Here is a 17,508-nt window from a genome sequence, read left to right on the forward strand (position 1 = left end):
CCCGTCCGGTCAGCCGAGGACGGCGGCCCGGTGGTCGCGGCGCCAGCGCCGCTCGGCCGCGTCGGCCAGCAGCACGAAGGCCTGCGCCTCCGGGGAGTGCCCCGGCCGGTCGAAGTGCGGAGCGGCGCTGGCCCCGCTCACCCGGCCCAGCGGGTCCAGCCGGGCCACCGCCGCGGCCAGCAGCTCGCAGCCCAGCTCGGCGCAGCCGGCCGGGAGCCAGCCCTCGGCGGCACCGGTGAGCGCGGCCCAGGCGAACATCGCCGCCACGGTCGGGTCCGACCGGCTGGCCGGGTCGTCGAGGACGTCACCGAGCAGGCCGTCGGGACGGCGCAGCGCGGCGGCGGCCGTCAGCAGCCCGCGGACCTCGGCGGCCACCTCGACGCCGCGCCGCCCGGGCAGCCAGCGCACCGTGCGGGCCAGGCCGGCCACCACCCAGCCGTTGCCGGTGCCCCACGCCCGCGGGTCGGCGAGGGCGCCGCCGTCCTCGTCCCAGCGGGCGGCCCACAGCCCGGTGTCCGGGTCCCGCAGCCGGACCCGGTGCCCGTCGAGCTGGTCCAGCGCCGCGATCGCGGCACCGGTGGCGGCGAGGAAGGGCACCACCATGTAGACGGTGTCGGCCCACACCTGGCGCCCCTCGACGAGGTGGAACAGCGTGCCGTCGGCGGCCCGGGGCGCCCCGCTGAGCAGCCACGTCCGCTGCCGTGCGGCGGCCGCGGCGAGGCCCTCGTCGCCGGTGCGGCCGGCGACCAGGTCGACGAACTCGGCCACCGCCCCGCTGTTCACCGAGCACAGCGGGTCCAGCTCGGCCAGCCGCCCGTCGGGCAGCTGGCGGGCCACCGCGTCGTCGACCAGCACGCGGAGCGGGACGTGAGTGCCCGACGCGTCGAGCACGGCGGCCGTGAGCCCCTGGTCCCAGCTGTGCCGCTGGGTGACCAGGAGCGCGGACAGGACCTGCGCGTGGACCTCGTCGTCCAGCACGGCGCCTCCTCGGTTCCTCTCGGTCCGCTCCTCGGTTGCTGGCGCTCCCTGCGATGCTCCCGGCGACAGCCGTCGATCCCGAAGTCCTGTCCCGTGACCTCAGAACAGGATCTCGGTGCCGTCCTTGAAGATCCGGCCGGTCACCGTGATCGGCTCCCGCAGCAGTGCCAGCGCACCCTCCGCGCTCTCCTCCGGGGTGCCCGGGGCCTCCTCACCGCCCAGGTCGGTGCGCACCCACCCGGGGTCGAGGGCGTTGACCGCGACCTCGCCGGCGAGCTGGGCCGCCTGCATGAGCACCAGCCCGTTCAGCGCCCACTTGCTCACCCGGTAGCTGCCGATCCCGGCGTCCCGGATGAGCTCGGTGGTGCCCGCCCCGGAGCTGACGTGCACCACCCGCGGCTCCTCGGCCTTGCGCAGGGCGGGCAGCAGCGCGAGCACGAGGCGGTGCGGGACGACGCAGTTGACCAGCAGGCTCTCCTCGAGCGTGCCGGCCGGCTCGTCCTCGAACCGCGGCTCGCGGGCGAGCATGACGCCGGCGTTGTTCAGCAGCACGTCCAGCGCACCCCAGCGCTGCCCGACCGCCTCGGCCAGCCGTTGCGGGGTGGCCTCGTCGGTCAGCTCGGCGACGACGGCGGTGAACGAGCCGGGGCCGCCGGTCAGCTCCCCGGTCAGCGCGTCGAGGGCGGCCGCGTCCCGGGCGGTGCCCAGCACGTCGGCGCCCTCGGCGACCAGCCGGCGGGCGATCGCCCGGCCCACGCCCCGCGAGGCGCCGGTCAGCAGCACCCGGCGGCCGGCGAGGGAGGTGCCCCCGCCGGCCGCCGTGGTGTCGGGTGCCGTCACTGCGCCCCGTCGTGCTGGGACTCGTGGTGACGGCGCAGCACGTCGGCGTAGACCCGGGCGCTCTGCTTCGGGGTCCGCACCTGGGTGTCGTAGTCGACGTGCACGATGCCGAACCGCTGCTCGTACCCGCGCGCCCACTCGTAGTTGTCCATCAGCGACCAGGCGAAGTAGCCGCGCACGTCGGCGCCGCCGTCGATCGCCTCGGTCATCGCCGCCAGGTGCCGCAGCAGGTAGTCGACCCGCTCCGGGTCCTCGACCTGCCCGTCGGCGCCGACGGCGTCCGGCCAGGCGGAGCCGTTCTCGGTGATGAACATGGGCAGGCCCGGGGCGGTGTCGCGCAGCCACAGCAGCAGCTCGGTGAACGCCTCGGGGTTGATGCCCCACCCCATGGTGGTGGTCGGGCCCTCGGGCTCGAGGTCCTCCACCAGCTCGGCGCCGATGAACGACGACTGCTTGCCGGTGGGCTCGCTGACCGCCCGCACGGTCGACTGGAAGTAGTAGTTCACGCCCAGCCAGTCGACGGGGGTGGAGATGACCTCCAGGTCGCCGTCCTCGATCGGCAGCGGGGCGCCGGCGGCGGCCAGGTCCTCGGCGACGTCGGCCGGGTACTCGCCGGTGACGATCGGCACCACGAACATCCGGTTCTGCTGGCCGTCGAGCCGGCGGGCGGCGTCGAGGTCCGCGGCGGAGTCGGTGGCCGCCTTCATCGGCGTGAAGTTCAGCGTGATGCCGAGGTGGTCGGCGCCCTTGTCGCGCATCACCTGGGTCGCCAGGCCGTGGCCGAGCAGCAGGTGGTGCACGGCGCGGGAGGCCTCGACCGGGTTCGTGTGGCCCGGGGCGTGCTGACCGGCCATGTAGCCCAGCAGCGAGCTGCACATCGGCTCGTTCAGGGTCGACCAGTGCGGCACCCGGTCACCGAGGGCGTCGTAGACGACCCCGGCGTACTCGGCGAAGCGGTACGCGGTGTCGCGGTTGGCCCAGCCACCCTCGTCCTGCAGGGCCTGCGGCAGGTCCCAGTGGTAGAGGGTCAGCCACGGTGCGATGCCGGCCTCGAGCAGCTCGTCGACCAGGCGGCCGTAGAAGTCCAGCCCGCGCTGCTCGATGCGGCCGGTGCCCTCGGGCAGGACCCGGGGCCAGGAGACGGAGAAGCGGTAGGCGGCGAGCCCCAGCTCCTTCATCATCGCGACGTCCTGCGGGTAGCGGTGGTAGTGGTCGCAGGCGACGTCGCCGGTGTGGCCCTGGAAGGTCTTGCCCGGGGTGTGGCTGAAGGTGTCCCAGATCGACTTGCCGCGGCCGTCTTCGTCGACGGCGCCCTCGATCTGGTAGGCGGCGGTGGCGGCGCCGAACGTGAACCCCGGGGGGAACACGAGTCCGGCGGTCCGGTCCTCGCGGACGTCGGTGGAGGTCATGACGGGGTGTGCTCCTTGCTGGGGACGGGTGTGGTCGGCGCGCCCCGACGCTGGGGCGCGCGAGTCTGGGGGAAGTGTGCGCGTCAGTCGACGCGCAGGCCGCTCGTGGGGTCGAACACGTGCAGCTGCCCGGGCTGGACCGAGACGTGCACCTGGTCGCCGGCGGCGGCCCGGGTGCGCGGTTCGGTCCGGATGACGACCTCGGCACCGTCGTCGTCGCCACCGGTGAGGCGGGCGTAGAGGAAGGCGTCGCTGCCCAGGTGCTCGACGACGTCGACGGTGACCGGGACGCCGTCGCCGGCGGGGGCCAGGACCACGGCCTCCGGCCGGAAGCCCACGGTGACCTGGCCGTTGCCGGCCGAGGCCCGGGTGAGCTGGTCGCGGGGGACCGGCAGCACCGCGCCGCCCAGCAGCACGCCGCCGTCGACCGCGGGTCCGGTGGCGATGTTCATCGCCGGGGAGCCGATGAAGCCGGCGACGAAGACGTTGGCCGGCCGGTCGTAGAGGGAGCCGGGGGTGTCGCACTGCTGCAGGACGCCGTCCTTGAGCACCGCCACGCGGTCGCCCATGGTCATCGCCTCGACCTGGTCGTGGGTGACGTAGACGGTCGTGGTGCCCAGCCGGCGCTGCAGGGCGGCGATCTGGGTGCGGGTCTGCACCCGCAGCTTGGCGTCGAGGTTGGACAGCGGCTCGTCCATCAGGAACACCTGCGGGTCGCGCACGATCGCCCGGCCCATGGCCACCCGCTGGCGCTGGCCGCCGGACAGCGCCTTGGGCCGGCGGGTGAGGTAGGGCTCCAGGTCCAGGATCTTCGCCGCCTCCCGGACCCGGGTGGCGCGCTCGTCCTTGGAGATGCCGGCGAGCTTGAGCGCGAAGCCCATGTTCTCCTCCACCGTCATGTGCGGGTAGAGGGCGTAGCTCTGGAACACCATGGCGATGTCCCGCTCCTTGGGCGGGGAGTCGGTCACGTCCCGCTGCCCGATGACGATCGACCCGGAGTCGACCTCCTCCAGCCCGGCGAGCATCCGCAGGGACGTGGACTTGCCGCAGCCCGAGGGGCCGACCAGGACGAGGAACTCGCCGTCGGCGATCTCCAGGTCGAGGGCGTCGACCGCGGGCCGCTCGGCCTTCGGGTAGATCCGGGTGGCGTGGTCGAAGGTGACGGTGGCCATGTCAGGCGCCTTTCCGGCTGGGGGAGGAGGTCGGGAGGTGGGCGCCGGTCATCCCTTCACCGCGCCCTGCATGATGCCGCCGACGATCTGCTTGCCGAGGATCGCGAAGACGATGAGCACCGGCAGGGTGCCCAGCAGGGTGCCGGCCATGATCACCGCGCGCTGCGGGACGTAGCCGGAGCCCAGCCCCGCCAGCGCGACCTGGACGGTCGGGTTGGCGGTGGTCAGCGCGATGATCGGCCAGAAGAACTCGTTCCAGGCGGTGAGGAACGTGAGCATCGCCAGCACGGCCATCGCCGGGCGGGCCACCGGCAGCACGATCGACCGGAAGATCCGGAAGGTCGACGCACCGTCGACCCGGCCGGCCTCCAGCAGCTCGTTGGGCAGCGCGGAGATCAGGAACTGGCGCATGAAGAAGACGCCGAAGGCGCTGACCAGCGTGGGCAGGATGACCGCCTGCAGCTGGTTCACCCACTGCAGCTCGGCGATCATCATGAACAGCGGGATCACCGCGAGCTGGGTGGGCACCATCATCGTGCCGATCACCAGGGCCAGCAGCAGCCCACGGCCGCGGAACTGCAGCTTGGCGAAGGCGAACCCGGCCAGCGTGCAGAACAGCACCGTGCCGATGGTGATCGCGCTGGAGACGATCACCGAGTTGACGATGGCCAGCCCGATCGGCGCCTGGTCCAGCGCCAGCCGCATGTTCTCGAAGAAGCTGGCGTTGGGCAGGAACGGCGGCGGGGTCGCCGCGATCTCCGCGTTGGTGTGCGAGCCGGCCACCAGGGTCCAGTACAGCGGGAAGATCGACACCAGCGCCGAGAGGGTCAGCAGGGTGTAGGTGACCGGGCCGGCCTTGGTGTTCTTGCCGCCGGAGCGCCTGCGCCGGCGGGCCGTCGGCGCCTCGGTGGCGGTCCTGGACGGGGGGGTGTTCTCCGTACCCGGGAGGGCGATGGTCGCCATGCCGGCCTCCTACCGCTCGGCCCGGGAGCGGAGGCGGCCGATCACGGCGTTGACCCCCACGATCACCAGGATGATCAGGAACATCGCCCAGGCGGTGGTGGCCGCCTGCCCGATGTGGAAGTTGGTCCAGCCCTGCTGGTACATCAGCAGGCCCAGGGTCTGGTACTGGCCCGCGGAGCCACCGCTGGTCGTGCCGTTGCCGGCGAACAGCAGGGGCTCGCCGAACAGCTGCACCGCGCCGATCGTGGAGATGACGATGGTGAACAGGATGGTCGGGCGCAGGGACGGGATCGTCACGTGGAGGAACTGCTTCCACTTGCTCGCCCCGTCGATCTCCGCGGCCTCGTACAGCTCGCCGGGGATCGACTGCATCGCGGCCAGGTAGATCAGCGCGTTGTAGCCGGTCCAGCGCCAGGTGACGATCACGGCGATCGCGATCTGGCTGCTCCAGGTACCGCCCTCCCAGTCGATCCGGGACAGGCCCACGGCCTCCAGCGCGGTGTTGATCAGGCCGTAGTCGCGGCCGAAGAGCTGGGCGAAGACCAGGGTCGCGGCGGCGATGCTGGTCGCGTAGGGCATCAGCATCACGGTGCGGAAGAAGGTGCGCCCGCGGAGCTTGTAGTTCAGCAGGTGGGCCAGGCCGAGGGCCATGCACAGCTGCGGGACCGTGGAGAGGATCCCGATGGTGAGGGTGTTGCGGGCGGCGTTCCAGAAGAACTCGCTCTGCAGCAGCTCGCGGTAGTTCTCCAGGCCGACGAACTCACCGCCGTTGATGTTCGACAGGCTCGTCCGGTGCAGCGACACCCAGGCGGTGTACAGGAACGGGTACAGGCTGAAGGCGGCGAAGACGAGGAAGAACGGGGCGACGTAGGCGTAGCCCCAGCGGTTGCGGGTCAGCTGCCGCCGCCTGCGCGGACGGGCCGGGGGAGCCGCCCGGTCGGGTGGGGGTGCGGCGATGGCCGCCTCACGGACGGTGCCACTCGCGATGGTCATCCAGGGGTCCTGACGGTCGGGTGCGCGGTTCGGGCGGTGAGGCCGGCGAGGGGGCCCGGTCGGGGACCGGGCCGGCCGGTGCATCCGGGCCCGCCGGCCGGTGCGGCCGGGGGCCGGAGCAGGTGCCCGGGAGCGGGGGACGCTCCCGGGCACCGCGTCCGGGTGGGCGTGCCGAGCGGGGCTCAGCCGCCGATCGCCTGCTGGGCTGCCTTCAGCGCGTCCTCGAACGCCGCGTCGGGGCTGGTGCCGCGGGTGGCGATGTCCGTCAGCGCCGTGGTGAACGCCTCCTGGATCTGGGTGTCGTACGGGCCGATCGGCGTGCGGCGGATGCTGGCCGCCGACTCACCGAAGATCTCCCCGGTGGGGGCGCCGCTGAAGTACTCGTTCACCGCACCCTGCACGGCGGGGTCCGACGCGGCCTGCTCGCTGGAGGGGAAGTGCGCCGCCTCGGTGAACATCGTCACCTGCTGCTCCGGCGCGGTCAGCCACTCGACCAGGTCCTTGGCGGCCTCGACGTTCGGGCCATCGGCCGGGACGGCCAGGAACGAGCCGCCCCAGTTGCTGCCCGACTCGGCGGCACCCGGCAGCGGGGCGATGTCCCACAGGCCGGCGCCGGCGTCACCCATCTGGGAGTTGATGTAGCCGAGCATCCAGGCCGGGCAGGCGATGGTGGCGAAGGCACCGTTGGAGAACGCGGCGTTCCACTCGTCACCGAACTGGCTGAGGTTGGCGGTCAGCCCCTCCGCGGCGGCCTGGCTGGCGTAGCCCCAGGCGGTCTCGACGCCGTCGCTCTCCTCCGGGATGGGGTTGCCGTCCTCGTCGTTGTAGGCGACGTCGCCCTGGTAGACGGAGGAGGAGAAGATGCTCGCCGGGCTGTCGACGAAGGCGGCGCCGGCCGTGGACTTGTACTGGCGCGCGGTCTCGAGGTAGTCGTCCCAGCTGGTCCACAGCTGCCCGACCTCCTCGCGCTCAGTGGGCAGGCCGGCCTGCTCGAAGAGGTCCTTGCGGTAGCACATGGCCTGCGGGCCGGTGTCGGTGCCGAGGGCGATGGTGGCGCCGTCCGAGGTGGAGGCCTGGCCCCACTTCCAGTCGTAGAAGTTGCCCTCCAGCTCGTCGGCGTTCTCCTCCTGGCTCCAGTCGACGAACGCGTCGGAGTGGTTGCGCACGACGTCGGCGATGAACCCGATCTCCAGGGCCTGGATGTCGTCGAGGCCGGAGTTGGCGGCCAGCCGGGTCTGCAGCGACTTGTAGTAGGCCGCGGACTGGGCCACGTTGTTCTGCTTGATCGTGACGTTCGGGTGGAGCTCCATGTACTCCTCGTAGAGCCCCGCGTTGTCGAAGTCCATGGTGCCGAACGTGCCGACCGTCAAGGTGACGGGGGCGTCCGGGTCGTAGTCCTCGGCGCTGGCGCTCGAGCCGCCGGAACCGCCGCAACCGGCGGTCAGCAGGGCTGCGGCGAGCGCCGCCCCGAACACCGCCTTGCCTCGCGTGGAACGGGACATGTGACCTCCTGGGGAGACCCCGGGGCAGGTGCTCCGATGCACCGCCGCTGCAGGGTGTGAGAACGCTCTCACGGCCGTGCGACACAGAGTGGTGTGGGTCACTCAGGACTGTCAAGTAACGGTTGGGACACGGCCCCGGGGTGTGGGAAAGCGCTCTCACCAGGCACCATGGAGCGGGCGCCGGGTGGGGCGTCACCCGAGCACTGGAGCGCCATGACCGACACGAGCGCGCGCCCGGCGTCCCCGACGCTGGACGAGGTGGCAGTGCTCGCCGGGGTGTCCCGCGCGACGGTGTCCCGGGTCATCAACGACTCGCCCCGGGTCAGCCCGGCGGCGCGCGAGGCGGTGCGTTCGGCGGTCGCCCAGCTGCGCTACGTCCCCAACCGGATGGCCCGCAGCCTGGTCACCCGGCGCACCGACACCATCGCACTGGTGCTCAACGAGCCCAACACCCAGGTGTTCAGCGACCCCTTCTTCGCCAGCATCGTGCGCGGTGTCTCGGCGACGCTCGCCGACACCGACCTGAACCTGGTGCTGCTGACCGCCCAGGACGAGCGTGAGCAGCAGAAGATCGGCCGCTACGCCCGGCAGGGCCACGTCGACGGCGTGATCCTGATGTCCGTGCACAGCGACGACCCGCTGCCGGACATCCTCGACGAGGCCGGCGTCCCGCTGGTGCTGTGCGGCCGGCCCTTCGACGGCCGGGACGTGCCCTACGTCGACGCCGACAACCGGGGCGGCGCGGAGTTGGCCACCCGGCACCTGGTCGACATCGGCCGGCGCCGGATCGGCACGGTCACCGGCCCGCTGGACATGATCGCCGGCGTGGACCGGCTGCACGGCTGGCGGGCGGCGCTGCAGGCGGCCGGTGTCGAGGCCGCTCCCCGGATGGTGGCGGAGGGCGACTTCACCGAGGCCGGCGGTGCCCGGGCGATGGCCGAGCTGCTCGAGGACGCCCCCGACCTGGACGCGGTCTTCGTCGCCTCCGACCCGATGGCCGTCGGTGCGCTGCGGACCCTGCGGGCGGCAGGTCGCCGGGTGCCCGAGGACGTCGCCGTCGTGGGCTTCGACGACGCCGCCGTGGCCGCGACCTGCGACCCCCCGCTGACCACGGTCGCCCAGCCGCTGGGCGACATGAGCCCGCTGCTGACCGAGCTGCTGCTGCGCCAGATCGAGGGCGGGGGGGAGCCCGTGGGGTCCCGGGTCCTGCCGACCCGGCTGGTCCGCCGGGCCTCCGCCTGAAGAAGGACCCCGCTGCCCCCCACGCCTCGCGAGCTCGGCGCGGGCCCCTGCAGAGGGGCCGTTCCCTCCGGTCGCCGGGCGTCGAAACGCGTGGGACACACGTCGTGTCTAGGTTCGTCGCATGGCGGACCTCTTCGACGGCTACCCCCTCGGGCAGCAGTGGGACGAGATGTTCGCCGCACCGTCGCAACCGCGCCCGCCGTACACCGGGTTGTTCGCCTCCCTGCAGCCGATGTCGGGGGAGGAGCTCGCCGCCCGCGCCGACGTCCTCTCCCAGACCTACCGCGACGCCGGGGTCACCTTCGCGCACGCCGGTGAGGAGCAGCCGTTCCCGCTGGACATCGTCCCGCGGGTGATCGGCGCGGGGGAGTGGTCGGTGATCGAGCGCGGGGTGGCCCAGCGGGTGCACGCGCTGGAGGCGTTCCTCTCCGACGTCTACGGCGCCGGTCAGGTGTTCGCCGACGGGGTCGTGCCGCGCAGCGTGGTCACCACTAGCGCCCACTTCCACCGGGCCGCGCACGGGCTGGTGCCGCCCAACGGCGTCCGGGTGCACGTCAGCGGCATCGACCTGGTGCGCGACGAGGCCGGCGACTTCCGGGTGCTGGAGGACAACCTCCGCTCCCCGTCGGGGGTCAGCTACGTGATCACCAACCGGGCGGCGATGAGCCAGGTGCTGCCCGAGCTGTTCGCCGACCACCGGATCCTGCCGGTCTCGGACTACCCGGGCCGGCTGCTGGCCGCGCTGAAGGCCTCCGCCCCGCCGTCGGTCGCCGACCCGACGGTCGTGCTGCTCACCCCGGGCGTCTACAACTCCGCCTACTTCGAGCACGCCCTGCTCGCCCGCCAGATGGGGGTCGAGCTGGTCGAGGGCCGGGACCTGGTCTGCTCCGGTGGGCAGGTGAGCATGCGGACGACGGACGGGCAGCAGCGCGTCGACGTCATCTACCGCCGGATCGACGACGAGTTCCTCGACCCGGTGCACTTCCGGTCGGACTCGGTGATCGGCTGCGCCGGGGTGCTGAACGCGGCCCGCGCCGGGCGGGTCACCATCGCCAACGCGGTGGGCAACGGCGTCGCCGACGACAAGCTGCTCTACACCTGGGTGCCCGACCTGATCCGGTACTACCTGGCCGAGGAGCCGGTGCTGGCCAACGCCGAGACCCACCGGCTCGACGAGCCCGACGTGGTCGAGTGGGTGCTGGGGAACCTCGATCAGCTGGTGCTCAAGCCGGTCGACGGTTCCGGCGGCACGGGCATCGTCATCGGTCCGCGCGCCGACGAGCGGACGCTGACCGAACTGGCCGCCGAGGTCCGCGCCGCGCCGCGGGACTGGATCGCGCAGAAACCGATCGGGCTGTCGACGTCGCCCACGCTGATCAACGGCCGGATCGCCCCGCGCCACGTCGACCTGCGGCCCTTCGCGGTCAACGACGGCTCCGACGTCTGGGTGCTGCCCGGTGGGCTGACCCGGGTGGCGCTGCCGGAGGGCGAGCTGGTGGTGAACTCCAGCCAGGGCGGCGGCTCGAAGGACACCTGGGTGATCACCCCGCCCCGGCCGGCCGCCGAACCGACGCCCGAGCACGACGTCACCAGGATCGAGTTCACCACCGCCGACCTGCCGGCCGACCCGCCCGCGCAGGACCCCGGCCCGCGCAACGACAACGCGCTCGCCCAGTCCCAACAGCAGCAGCAAGGGGCAGAAATGGCCATCTCTGCCCGGGACGAGGGGGCGCCGTGCTGAGCCGGATCGCGGAGTCGCTGTTCTGGATCGGCCGCTACGTGGAGCGGGCCGACGACACCGCCCGCATCCTCGACGTGCACACCCAGCGCCTGGTCGAGGACCCGTGGATCGACGAGCGCCGGGCCTGCGCCAACCTGCTCGCGCTGATGGGCGCCCCCTGCCAGGAGTCCGAGGCCGACACCGAGCGGGTGCTGGCCACTCTCGCCTTCGACCGGGCCAGCCCCAGCTCGATCGTCGGCGCGCTGTCGGCGGCCCGGGAGAACGCCCGCGGCGCCCGCGAGGTGCTGTCGGCGGAGATCTGGGAGTCGCTGAACGTCACGCACAACGCACTTCCCCAGCAGCGCACGATGGCCCGCCGCTACGGGCCGCACTCGCTGTTCCGGTTCGTCCGCGAGCGCTCGGCGATGGTGTTCGGGCTGGCCGACGCGACGATGAGCCGCGACGAGAGCTGGCTGTTCCTGATCCTCGGCCGGTCGCTGGAGCGGGTGGACATGACCTCCCGGATGCTCTCCACCCGCGTGCTGGCCGGTGACTCGGCGCCGTCCTGGACGCTGGTGCTGCGCTCCACCGGCGCCTACGAGCCCTACCTGCGCACCTACCGCGGCGCGGTGAACTCCAGCCGGGCCGCGGAGTTCCTGCTGCTGGACCGGCTCTTCCCCCGCTCGGTCTTCGCCGCGCTGGAGCAGGCCGAGGGGTGCCTGGCCGAGCTGGAGCGGGCCAACGTGCGCGAGGGGCACCGGGTCGGCGTGGCCGGCGAGGCGCACCGCATCGTGGGCCGGGCCCGGACGATGCTGGAGTTCATGCAGACCGACGAGATCCTGGCGACCCTGCCGGCCCGCCTCGACGAGCTGCAGCGGATGAGCTCCACCGCCAGCGAGGCCGTCACCAGCCGGTTCTTCACCGAGCAGGCGCCCCAGGTGTGGGTGCCCGAGGGGGCGGTCTGAGTCATGACCCAGTCTCAGGCGCAGCTCGTCCCGACCCGGGTCGGTGCCGACCGGTGGCGGCTGCAGATCGTGCACCGCAGCGCCTTCCGCTACGGCGGGCCGGTGCGCTCGTCGTACAACGAGGCGCGGATGACGCCGGAGAACAGCACCCGGCAGACGACGCTGCGTTCACGGGTGGAGATCGAGCCGGCCGCCTCGGTGCTCGTCTACCGCGACTACTGGGGCTCCACGGTCACCGCCTTCGACCTGCACGGCCCGCACACCGAGCTGGTGGTCACCGCGACGTCGGTGGTCGAGGCCGGGCCGGAGCCGCACCTGCCCGATCCGGTGGGCTGGGCGGAGCTGGCGACGCCGGAGGTGCTCGACCGGTTCGGCGAGATGCTGCGGCCCACGACGCTGACCGCGATGGACCCGCCGGTGGTCCGGGAGGTGCGCGCCGCGGTCGGTGACGCCGGGCCGCGCGAGGCCGGGCACGTGGTGTGCCGGTTCGTCCGTGAGCACATCGAGTACCTGTCCGGCGCGACCAACGTGAAGACCAACGCCATGCAGGCGTGGACGCGCGGGTTGGGCGTCTGCCAGGACATCTCGCACGTGTCGATCGGCCTGCTGCGGGCGCTGGGGCTGCCGGCCCGCTACGTCTCCGGGTACCTGCACCCCGTGCCCGACGCCGGTGTCGGCCAGGCGGTGACCGGGGAGAGCCACGCCTGGGTGGAGTGGTGGGACGGCGGGTGGTCCGGCTACGACCCGACCAACTCGGTGGAGATCGGGCCGCGGCACGTCACCTTGGGCCGGGGGCGCGACTACGCCGACGTCCCGCCGCTGAAGGGCATCTTCTCCGGCCCGGCCAGCGAGGGCTCGACGGTGACGGTGGAGGTCACCCGCCTGGCCTAGCTGCCGGGTCACCGGCCTCCGCGTCAGGTCCCGGCCGGCGACCTGGGATGCTGGACCGCGATGAGCGCACCCCTGAACCTGGTCAACCTGGAACGGGTGTCGAAGGCCCACGGCACGACGGTGATCCTCGACGACGTCTCCCTGGGCGTCGCCGCCGGTGAGCGGATCGGCATCGTCGGTCGGAACGGGGGCGGCAAGTCCACCCTGCTCCGGGTGCTGACCGGCGTCGACGAGCCCGACTCCGGCCGGGTCACCCGCCGCGGGGACCTGGCGATGGGCGTGCTCGACCAGTCCGGCACCCTCCCGCCCGGGACGACGGTGCGCGACGTCGTGCTGCCCGCCTCCCGGTTCGCCGCCGAGCACGAGTGGGCCGGCGACCCCGCCGTCCGCTCGGTGCTGACCGGCCTGGAGCTCGACCGGATGGGGCTGGACTCCCCGGTCGCCCCGATGTCCGGCGGCGAGCGGCGCCGGGTGGCGCTGGCCGCCCAGCTGATCCGCCCGCTGGACCTGCTGGTGCTCGACGAGCCGACCAACCACCTCGACGTCGAGGGCGTCGCCTGGCTGGCCGAGTACGTCAAGGCCCGCAGCGGTGGCCTGCTGGTCGTCACCCACGACCGGTGGTTCCTCGACGAGGTCTCCACCACCACGTGGGAGGTCGCCGACGGCGGCGTGCACGCCTACGAGGGCGGCTACTCGGCCTACACGCTGGCCCGGGCCGAGCGGGCCCGGATCGCCAACGTCACCGAGGAGCGCAGGCTCAACCTGGTGCGCAAGGAACTGGCCTGGCTGCGCCGTGGCCCGCCGGCGCGCACCAGCAAGCCGAAGTTCCGGATCGAGGCGGCCCAGGCGTTGATCGCCGACGAGCCGCCCGCCCGCGACACGATGGCGCTGGCCGGCTTCGCCGCCCGGCGACTCGGCAAGACCGTCTACGACGTCGAGGACGTGACCTACACGGTGCGCGGCCGCGGCGACGACGCCGAGGACCCGGCCGGTCCGGCCGACCCCCAGGGGCCACGGGAGCGGACGCTGTTCCGCGACCTGACCTGGCACGTCGGCCCCGGGGACCGGATCGGCATCGTCGGGGTGAACGGCGCGGGCAAGACGTCGCTGCTCAAGCTGCTGGTCGGCGAGGCGCAGCCGGACGCCGGGCGGGTCGTCGTCGGCCAGACGGTGTCGGCGGCCTACCTGTCCCAGCACGTCACCGAGCTGGACCCGCGCCAGCGGGTGCTCGAGGCGGTGCAGGACGTCGCCCGGATCGCGCGCATCGGGAACCAGGAGATCTCGGCCTCCACGCTGGCCGAGCGCTTCGGTTTCGCCGCCAACCGGCAGTGGACGCCGGTCGGTGACCTGTCCGGTGGTGAGCGCCGGCGGCTGCAGCTGCTCCGGCTGCTGATGGGCGAGCCGAACGTGCTGATCCTGGACGAGCCGACCAACGACCTGGACATCGACACCCTCACCGCGCTGGAGGACCTGCTCGACGGGTTCGCCGGCACCGTGCTGGTGGTCAGCCACGACCGGTACTTCGTCGACCGGGTCTGCGACTCGGTGGTCGCGCTGATGGGCGACGGCTCGCTGGCCGCGCTGCCCGGCGGGGTGGAGGAGTACCTGCGGCGCCGCGCCGCCGGGGAGGCGGCGCTGCCCGGGTCCGGGTCGGCGGCGCCGGTCGGCAGCACCTCGGCGCCTGCCCACAGCGCGGCGGACTCCCGGGCTGCCCGCAAGGAGGCCTCCCGCCTGGAGCGCCGGATGCTCAAGCTCGACGCCGACGAGAAGAAGCTGCACGAGCAGCTGGCGGCGGCCGCGGCCGACTACGCGAAGGCCGCCGAGCTGGACGCCCAGCTGCGGGCGGTGCAGGCGGAGAAGGAGCAGGTCGAGACCGACTGGCTGGCCGCGGCGGAGATCGCCGAGGGCTGACCGCGCCCGGGATCAGTGACCTGATCGTGCGTGCTCCTGGCTCACCGCAGGAGGTGAGCCAGGAGCACGGGGGGTGGGCCAGGACGGCGGCTTCAGGCGGATCGCTCGGCCCGCGAGCGCTGCAGCAGCCGGAGCCCGACGACGACGGTGGGCACCGCACCCACCAGGGCGAACGCCGCGAACAGCAGCGGCTGGAACGGGAACGCCATCGACAGCGCCAGGGAGGCGACCGCCGGGACCAGCAGCCACCAGCCGGTCACCCCGGCCCGCGCCAGCCCGGCCAGCACCACGACCGGGCCGATCAGGCCGAGCAGCGTCAGCGTGCCGACGATCCCCATCCCGGCCGAGCCCTCGACCGCGGTGAACAGCGACTCCGCCGTCGCCGGGTCGAGCTCGCGGCCGACGGCGCCGGTCCAGAAGTCCGAGAGCACCAGTCCCGTCACGCTCACCAGCCCGAGGGCCGAGAGCAGGCTGCCGACCAGGGTGAGCCCGCCGCCCCGGCGACCCCGGACGAGAGCCGGCGCCGCCAGCCAGGCCAGTGCCAGCACCAGGTTCCCGTAGTGCAGCAGCAGCGCCGAGAGCGCCGTCTGCCCCTCGTCCCGGGCGAGGGAGGCGATGTAGTCGGCCGGGGCCATCGAGTCGGCCGTCGGCGAGGTCGCCATGCCCGCGACGTAGAGCAGTGGGCCGGCGATCAGCGCGCCGCCGGCGATCGGCAGCAGCCGGGCGGCGGCGCTGCGGGCGGGCCGGTCGGCCGCGGGGGCGGGCCGGCCGGTGGGGATGGGGAGCTGGGTGGTCATCGTCCGTCCTCGGATCGGGTCTGCACCGTCTCGTCGCGGTGCCGGCGAGAAAGCTAGGGACGGCGGGGCGTCGCCCACGTCCGTCCGCAGGCACCGACCGGGCTCCGCCGCACGGCGGACCGGCGGCCCCGGCGGCTCCGTCGCGCGGGGGATGTCCGGCCCGTCCGCAGAGCCCTACCGTGCTCGCATGCCGCGCTGGGACCTCCGCTCCGCCGGCCGCTGGGCCTGGCCGGCGGTGGGGCTGCTGATCGGCGGCATGGCGGTGCTGGAGTCGGCGATCGACACCTTCTTCCGCCAGGAGCTGGCGCTGGCGCTGCCGGGCCTGGCGGTGGGGCTGCTGCTGGCCTGCTGCCCGCGCTGGCCCGCGGCGACGGCGCTGCTCGGCTCGTGCACCGTGCTGGGGAACTTCGCCCTCGGTGCTCCCGGGCCGGGCGGCGCGCAGCTGATCGGCATGGCCGTCCTGGTCGGGCACGCGGCGGCGGTGCTGGCGGTGCGACGGGGCGTGCTGGTGGCGGTGGCGTCGACGCTGGTGGTGCTGGTCGCGGGGCTGCTGTTCTCCCCGTCGCCGTGGGAGGGCTTCTTCTACCTGCTGGTCACCGGGGTGGCGTGGGGCGCGGGCCAGCTCGTGCGGCAGTCCCGGCAGCGTTCCCGCGAGCTGGAGGTGCTGGCCGCCCGGCTGGCCGCCCAGCAGGAGACGGTGGCGACGGCGGCGGCGGTGGCCGAGCGGGCCCGGATCGCCCGCGAGGTGCACGACTCGGTGGCCCACTCGGTGAGCGTGATGGTGCTGCAGATGGGCGGCCTGCGCCGCCTGCTCCCCGACCAGCCGGAGGCGCAGCAGGTGCTGCTCGGCCTGGAGCGGCTCGGGCGCGAGGCGGTCGAGGAGATGCGCCGGGTGGTCGGCGTGCTCCGCGAGCAGACCGGCGCGGACCCGGCGCCGCAGCCGTCGCTGACCCGCCTGGCGGCGGTGGTGGACGAGCTGCGGGCCGGCGGCGTGCCGGTCGAGCTGCAGGTCACCGGCGACCCGGTGCCGCTCCCGCAGTTGGTCGACGTCTCCGCCGTCCGGGTGGTGCAGGAGGCGCTGTCCAACGTCGTCCGGCACGCCGGGGCGGCCGCGACCCGGGTCGAGCTCGCCTGGCGGCCCGACCGGGTGACGGTGACGGTGACCGACGACGGCCGGCCCCGGATGCGCGCCGCCGGCGAGGAGGCCGCCCCGGGCGGCTTCGGGCAGCTGCACATGCGGGAGCGGGTCGCGGTCGCCGGCGGCAGCCTGGAGGTCGGCCCGGTCCGGGGTGGGGGCTACCGGGTGCGGGCCAGCTTCCCGGTGAGCGCCGCCCGCACCCCGGCGGTGACCGGGTGACCATCCGCGTGGTGCTGGTCGACGACCAGGCCATGGTGCGTACCGGCCTGCGCATGGTGCTCGCCGCCGAGCCGGACGTCGAGGTGGTGGGGGAGGCGGCCGACGGCGCGGAGGGCGTGCGGGTGGTCACCGCACTGCGCCCCGACGTCGTCCTGCTCGACGTCCGGATGCCCGGCGTCGACGGGCTGGAGGCGGCCCGCCGGATCATCGCCGCCGGGCTGCCCACGCGCGTGGTGGTGCTGACGACCTTCGACGAGGACGAGTACGTGGGCGCCGCGCTGCGGGCCGGGGTGAGCGGGTTCCTGCTCAAGGTCGCCCCGCCGGAGGACCTGGTGGCCGCGGTGCGCACGGTCGCCGACGGCGGCGGCCTGCTGGACCCGGCGGTCACCCTCCGGGTCATCGAGTCCTTCGCGACCGCTCCGGCCCCCGACCCGGTGCGCGCGGCCGCCCTGGCGCAGCTCACCGAACGGGAGACCGACGTGCTGGCCCTGGTGGCCGCCGGGCTCTCCAACGCCGAGATCGCCGGCCGCCTGTACCTGGGGGAGGCGACGGTGAAGACGCACGTCAGCCGGGTGCTGCTCAAGCTCGGGCTGCGGGACCGGGTGCAGGCCGTCGCGTTCGCCTACGAGAGCGGACTGGTCACCCCCGGACGGTGACCCGCCGTCCCCGGTCACGGGAAGATCGCGCCGAGTCGCCGGGACGGGAACCTCCCGGGAAGATGGGACGCAACGAATCGATCGCGCCGAACCGAGGTGCGTGCTCCGCACG

At 73.7% G+C, this 17,508-nt stretch carries 15 protein-coding genes; 7 read left to right on the forward strand and 8 right to left on the reverse strand.

The annotated features are described in order from the left end of the window. Positions 1 to 9 precede the first annotated feature (9 nt). The 7 genes from ACI795_RS17725 to ACI795_RS17755 all read right to left on the reverse strand — a co-directional run bounded on the left by ACI795_RS17725 (position 10) and on the right by ACI795_RS17755 (position 7,857). A complete protein-coding gene (locus ACI795_RS17725; RefSeq protein ID WP_457076894.1) occupies positions 10 to 978 on the reverse strand; it encodes a glycoside hydrolase family 88 protein in 969 nt (322 codons plus the stop codon). A gap of 99 nt (positions 979 to 1,077) precedes the next feature. Then, positions 1,078 to 1,818, reverse strand: coding sequence for an SDR family NAD(P)-dependent oxidoreductase (locus ACI795_RS17730; protein ID WP_457076895.1), 741 nt, complete (start codon positions 1,816 to 1,818; stop codon positions 1,078 to 1,080). After that, complete coding sequence (locus ACI795_RS17735) at positions 1,815 to 3,227, reverse strand: GH1 family beta-glucosidase (protein ID WP_457076896.1); 1,413 nt, start codon at positions 3,225 to 3,227, stop codon at positions 1,815 to 1,817. The genes ACI795_RS17730 and ACI795_RS17735 overlap by 4 nt, the downstream gene beginning before the upstream one ends. Positions 3,228 to 3,310: 83 nt before the next feature. Next, complete coding sequence (locus tag ACI795_RS17740) at positions 3,311 to 4,399, reverse strand: ABC transporter ATP-binding protein (RefSeq protein WP_457076897.1); 1,089 nt, start codon at positions 4,397 to 4,399, stop codon at positions 3,311 to 3,313. 48 nt (positions 4,400 to 4,447) lie between these two features. Further along, a complete protein-coding gene (locus ACI795_RS17745; RefSeq protein WP_457076898.1) occupies positions 4,448 to 5,362 on the reverse strand; it encodes a carbohydrate ABC transporter permease in 915 nt (304 codons plus the stop codon). 9 nt (positions 5,363 to 5,371) lie between these two features. Continuing rightward, complete coding sequence (locus ACI795_RS17750) at positions 5,372 to 6,355, reverse strand: carbohydrate ABC transporter permease (protein ID WP_457076899.1); 984 nt, start codon at positions 6,353 to 6,355, stop codon at positions 5,372 to 5,374. A gap of 182 nt (positions 6,356 to 6,537) precedes the next feature. After that, entirely contained in the window at positions 6,538 to 7,857 is a 1,320-nt protein-coding gene (locus ACI795_RS17755) for an ABC transporter substrate-binding protein (RefSeq protein ID WP_457076900.1), read from the reverse strand. 213 nt (positions 7,858 to 8,070) lie between these two features. On the opposite strand from ACI795_RS17755, the gene ACI795_RS17760 reads away from it, so the two are divergent. The 5 genes from ACI795_RS17760 (at position 8,071) to ACI795_RS17780 (ending at position 14,586) form a co-directional block, all read left to right on the forward strand. Further along, on the forward strand, positions 8,071 to 9,099 hold the full coding sequence (locus ACI795_RS17760) for a LacI family DNA-binding transcriptional regulator (protein ID WP_457076901.1): 1,029 nt from the start codon (positions 8,071 to 8,073) through the stop codon (positions 9,097 to 9,099). 121 nt (positions 9,100 to 9,220) lie between these two features. Next, positions 9,221 to 10,840, forward strand: coding sequence for a circularly permuted type 2 ATP-grasp protein (locus ACI795_RS17765; protein WP_457076902.1), 1,620 nt, complete (start codon positions 9,221 to 9,223; stop codon positions 10,838 to 10,840). Further along, entirely contained in the window at positions 10,834 to 11,784 is a 951-nt protein-coding gene (locus ACI795_RS17770; RefSeq protein ID WP_457076903.1) for an alpha-E domain-containing protein, read from the forward strand. Before ACI795_RS17765 ends, ACI795_RS17770 begins: the two co-directional genes overlap by 7 nt. A gap of 3 nt (positions 11,785 to 11,787) precedes the next feature. Continuing rightward, the gene (locus tag ACI795_RS17775; protein ID WP_457076904.1) at positions 11,788 to 12,675 is read left to right on the forward strand and encodes a transglutaminase family protein; all 888 of its coding nucleotides are present in this window, start codon (positions 11,788 to 11,790) and stop codon (positions 12,673 to 12,675) included. Positions 12,676 to 12,735: 60 nt separating this feature from the next. Beyond that, on the forward strand, positions 12,736 to 14,586 hold the full coding sequence (locus tag ACI795_RS17780) for an ABC-F family ATP-binding cassette domain-containing protein (RefSeq protein WP_457076905.1): 1,851 nt from the start codon (positions 12,736 to 12,738) through the stop codon (positions 14,584 to 14,586). Positions 14,587 to 14,678: 92 nt separating this feature from the next. Here ACI795_RS17780 and ACI795_RS17785 read toward each other — a convergent pair whose 3' ends face one another. Continuing rightward, on the reverse strand, positions 14,679 to 15,383 hold the full coding sequence (locus ACI795_RS17785; protein ID WP_457076906.1) for a hypothetical protein: 705 nt from the start codon (positions 15,381 to 15,383) through the stop codon (positions 14,679 to 14,681). A 187-nt stretch (positions 15,384 to 15,570) separates the two neighbouring features. Between ACI795_RS17785 and ACI795_RS17790 the strand changes: the two genes are divergently transcribed. Both ACI795_RS17790 and ACI795_RS17795 read left to right on the forward strand, forming a co-directional pair. After that, positions 15,571 to 16,740 (forward strand): sensor histidine kinase, encoded by a 1,170-nt coding sequence (locus tag ACI795_RS17790; protein ID WP_457076907.1) that lies wholly within the window; start codon positions 15,571 to 15,573, stop codon positions 16,738 to 16,740. Then, a complete protein-coding gene (locus tag ACI795_RS17795) occupies positions 16,737 to 17,396 on the forward strand; it encodes a response regulator (protein ID WP_457076908.1) in 660 nt (219 codons plus the stop codon). Before ACI795_RS17790 ends, ACI795_RS17795 begins: the two co-directional genes overlap by 4 nt. The last annotated feature ends 112 nt before the right edge of the window (positions 17,397 to 17,508 follow it).

Source organism: Modestobacter sp. SYSU DS0290 (assembly GCF_054050955.1).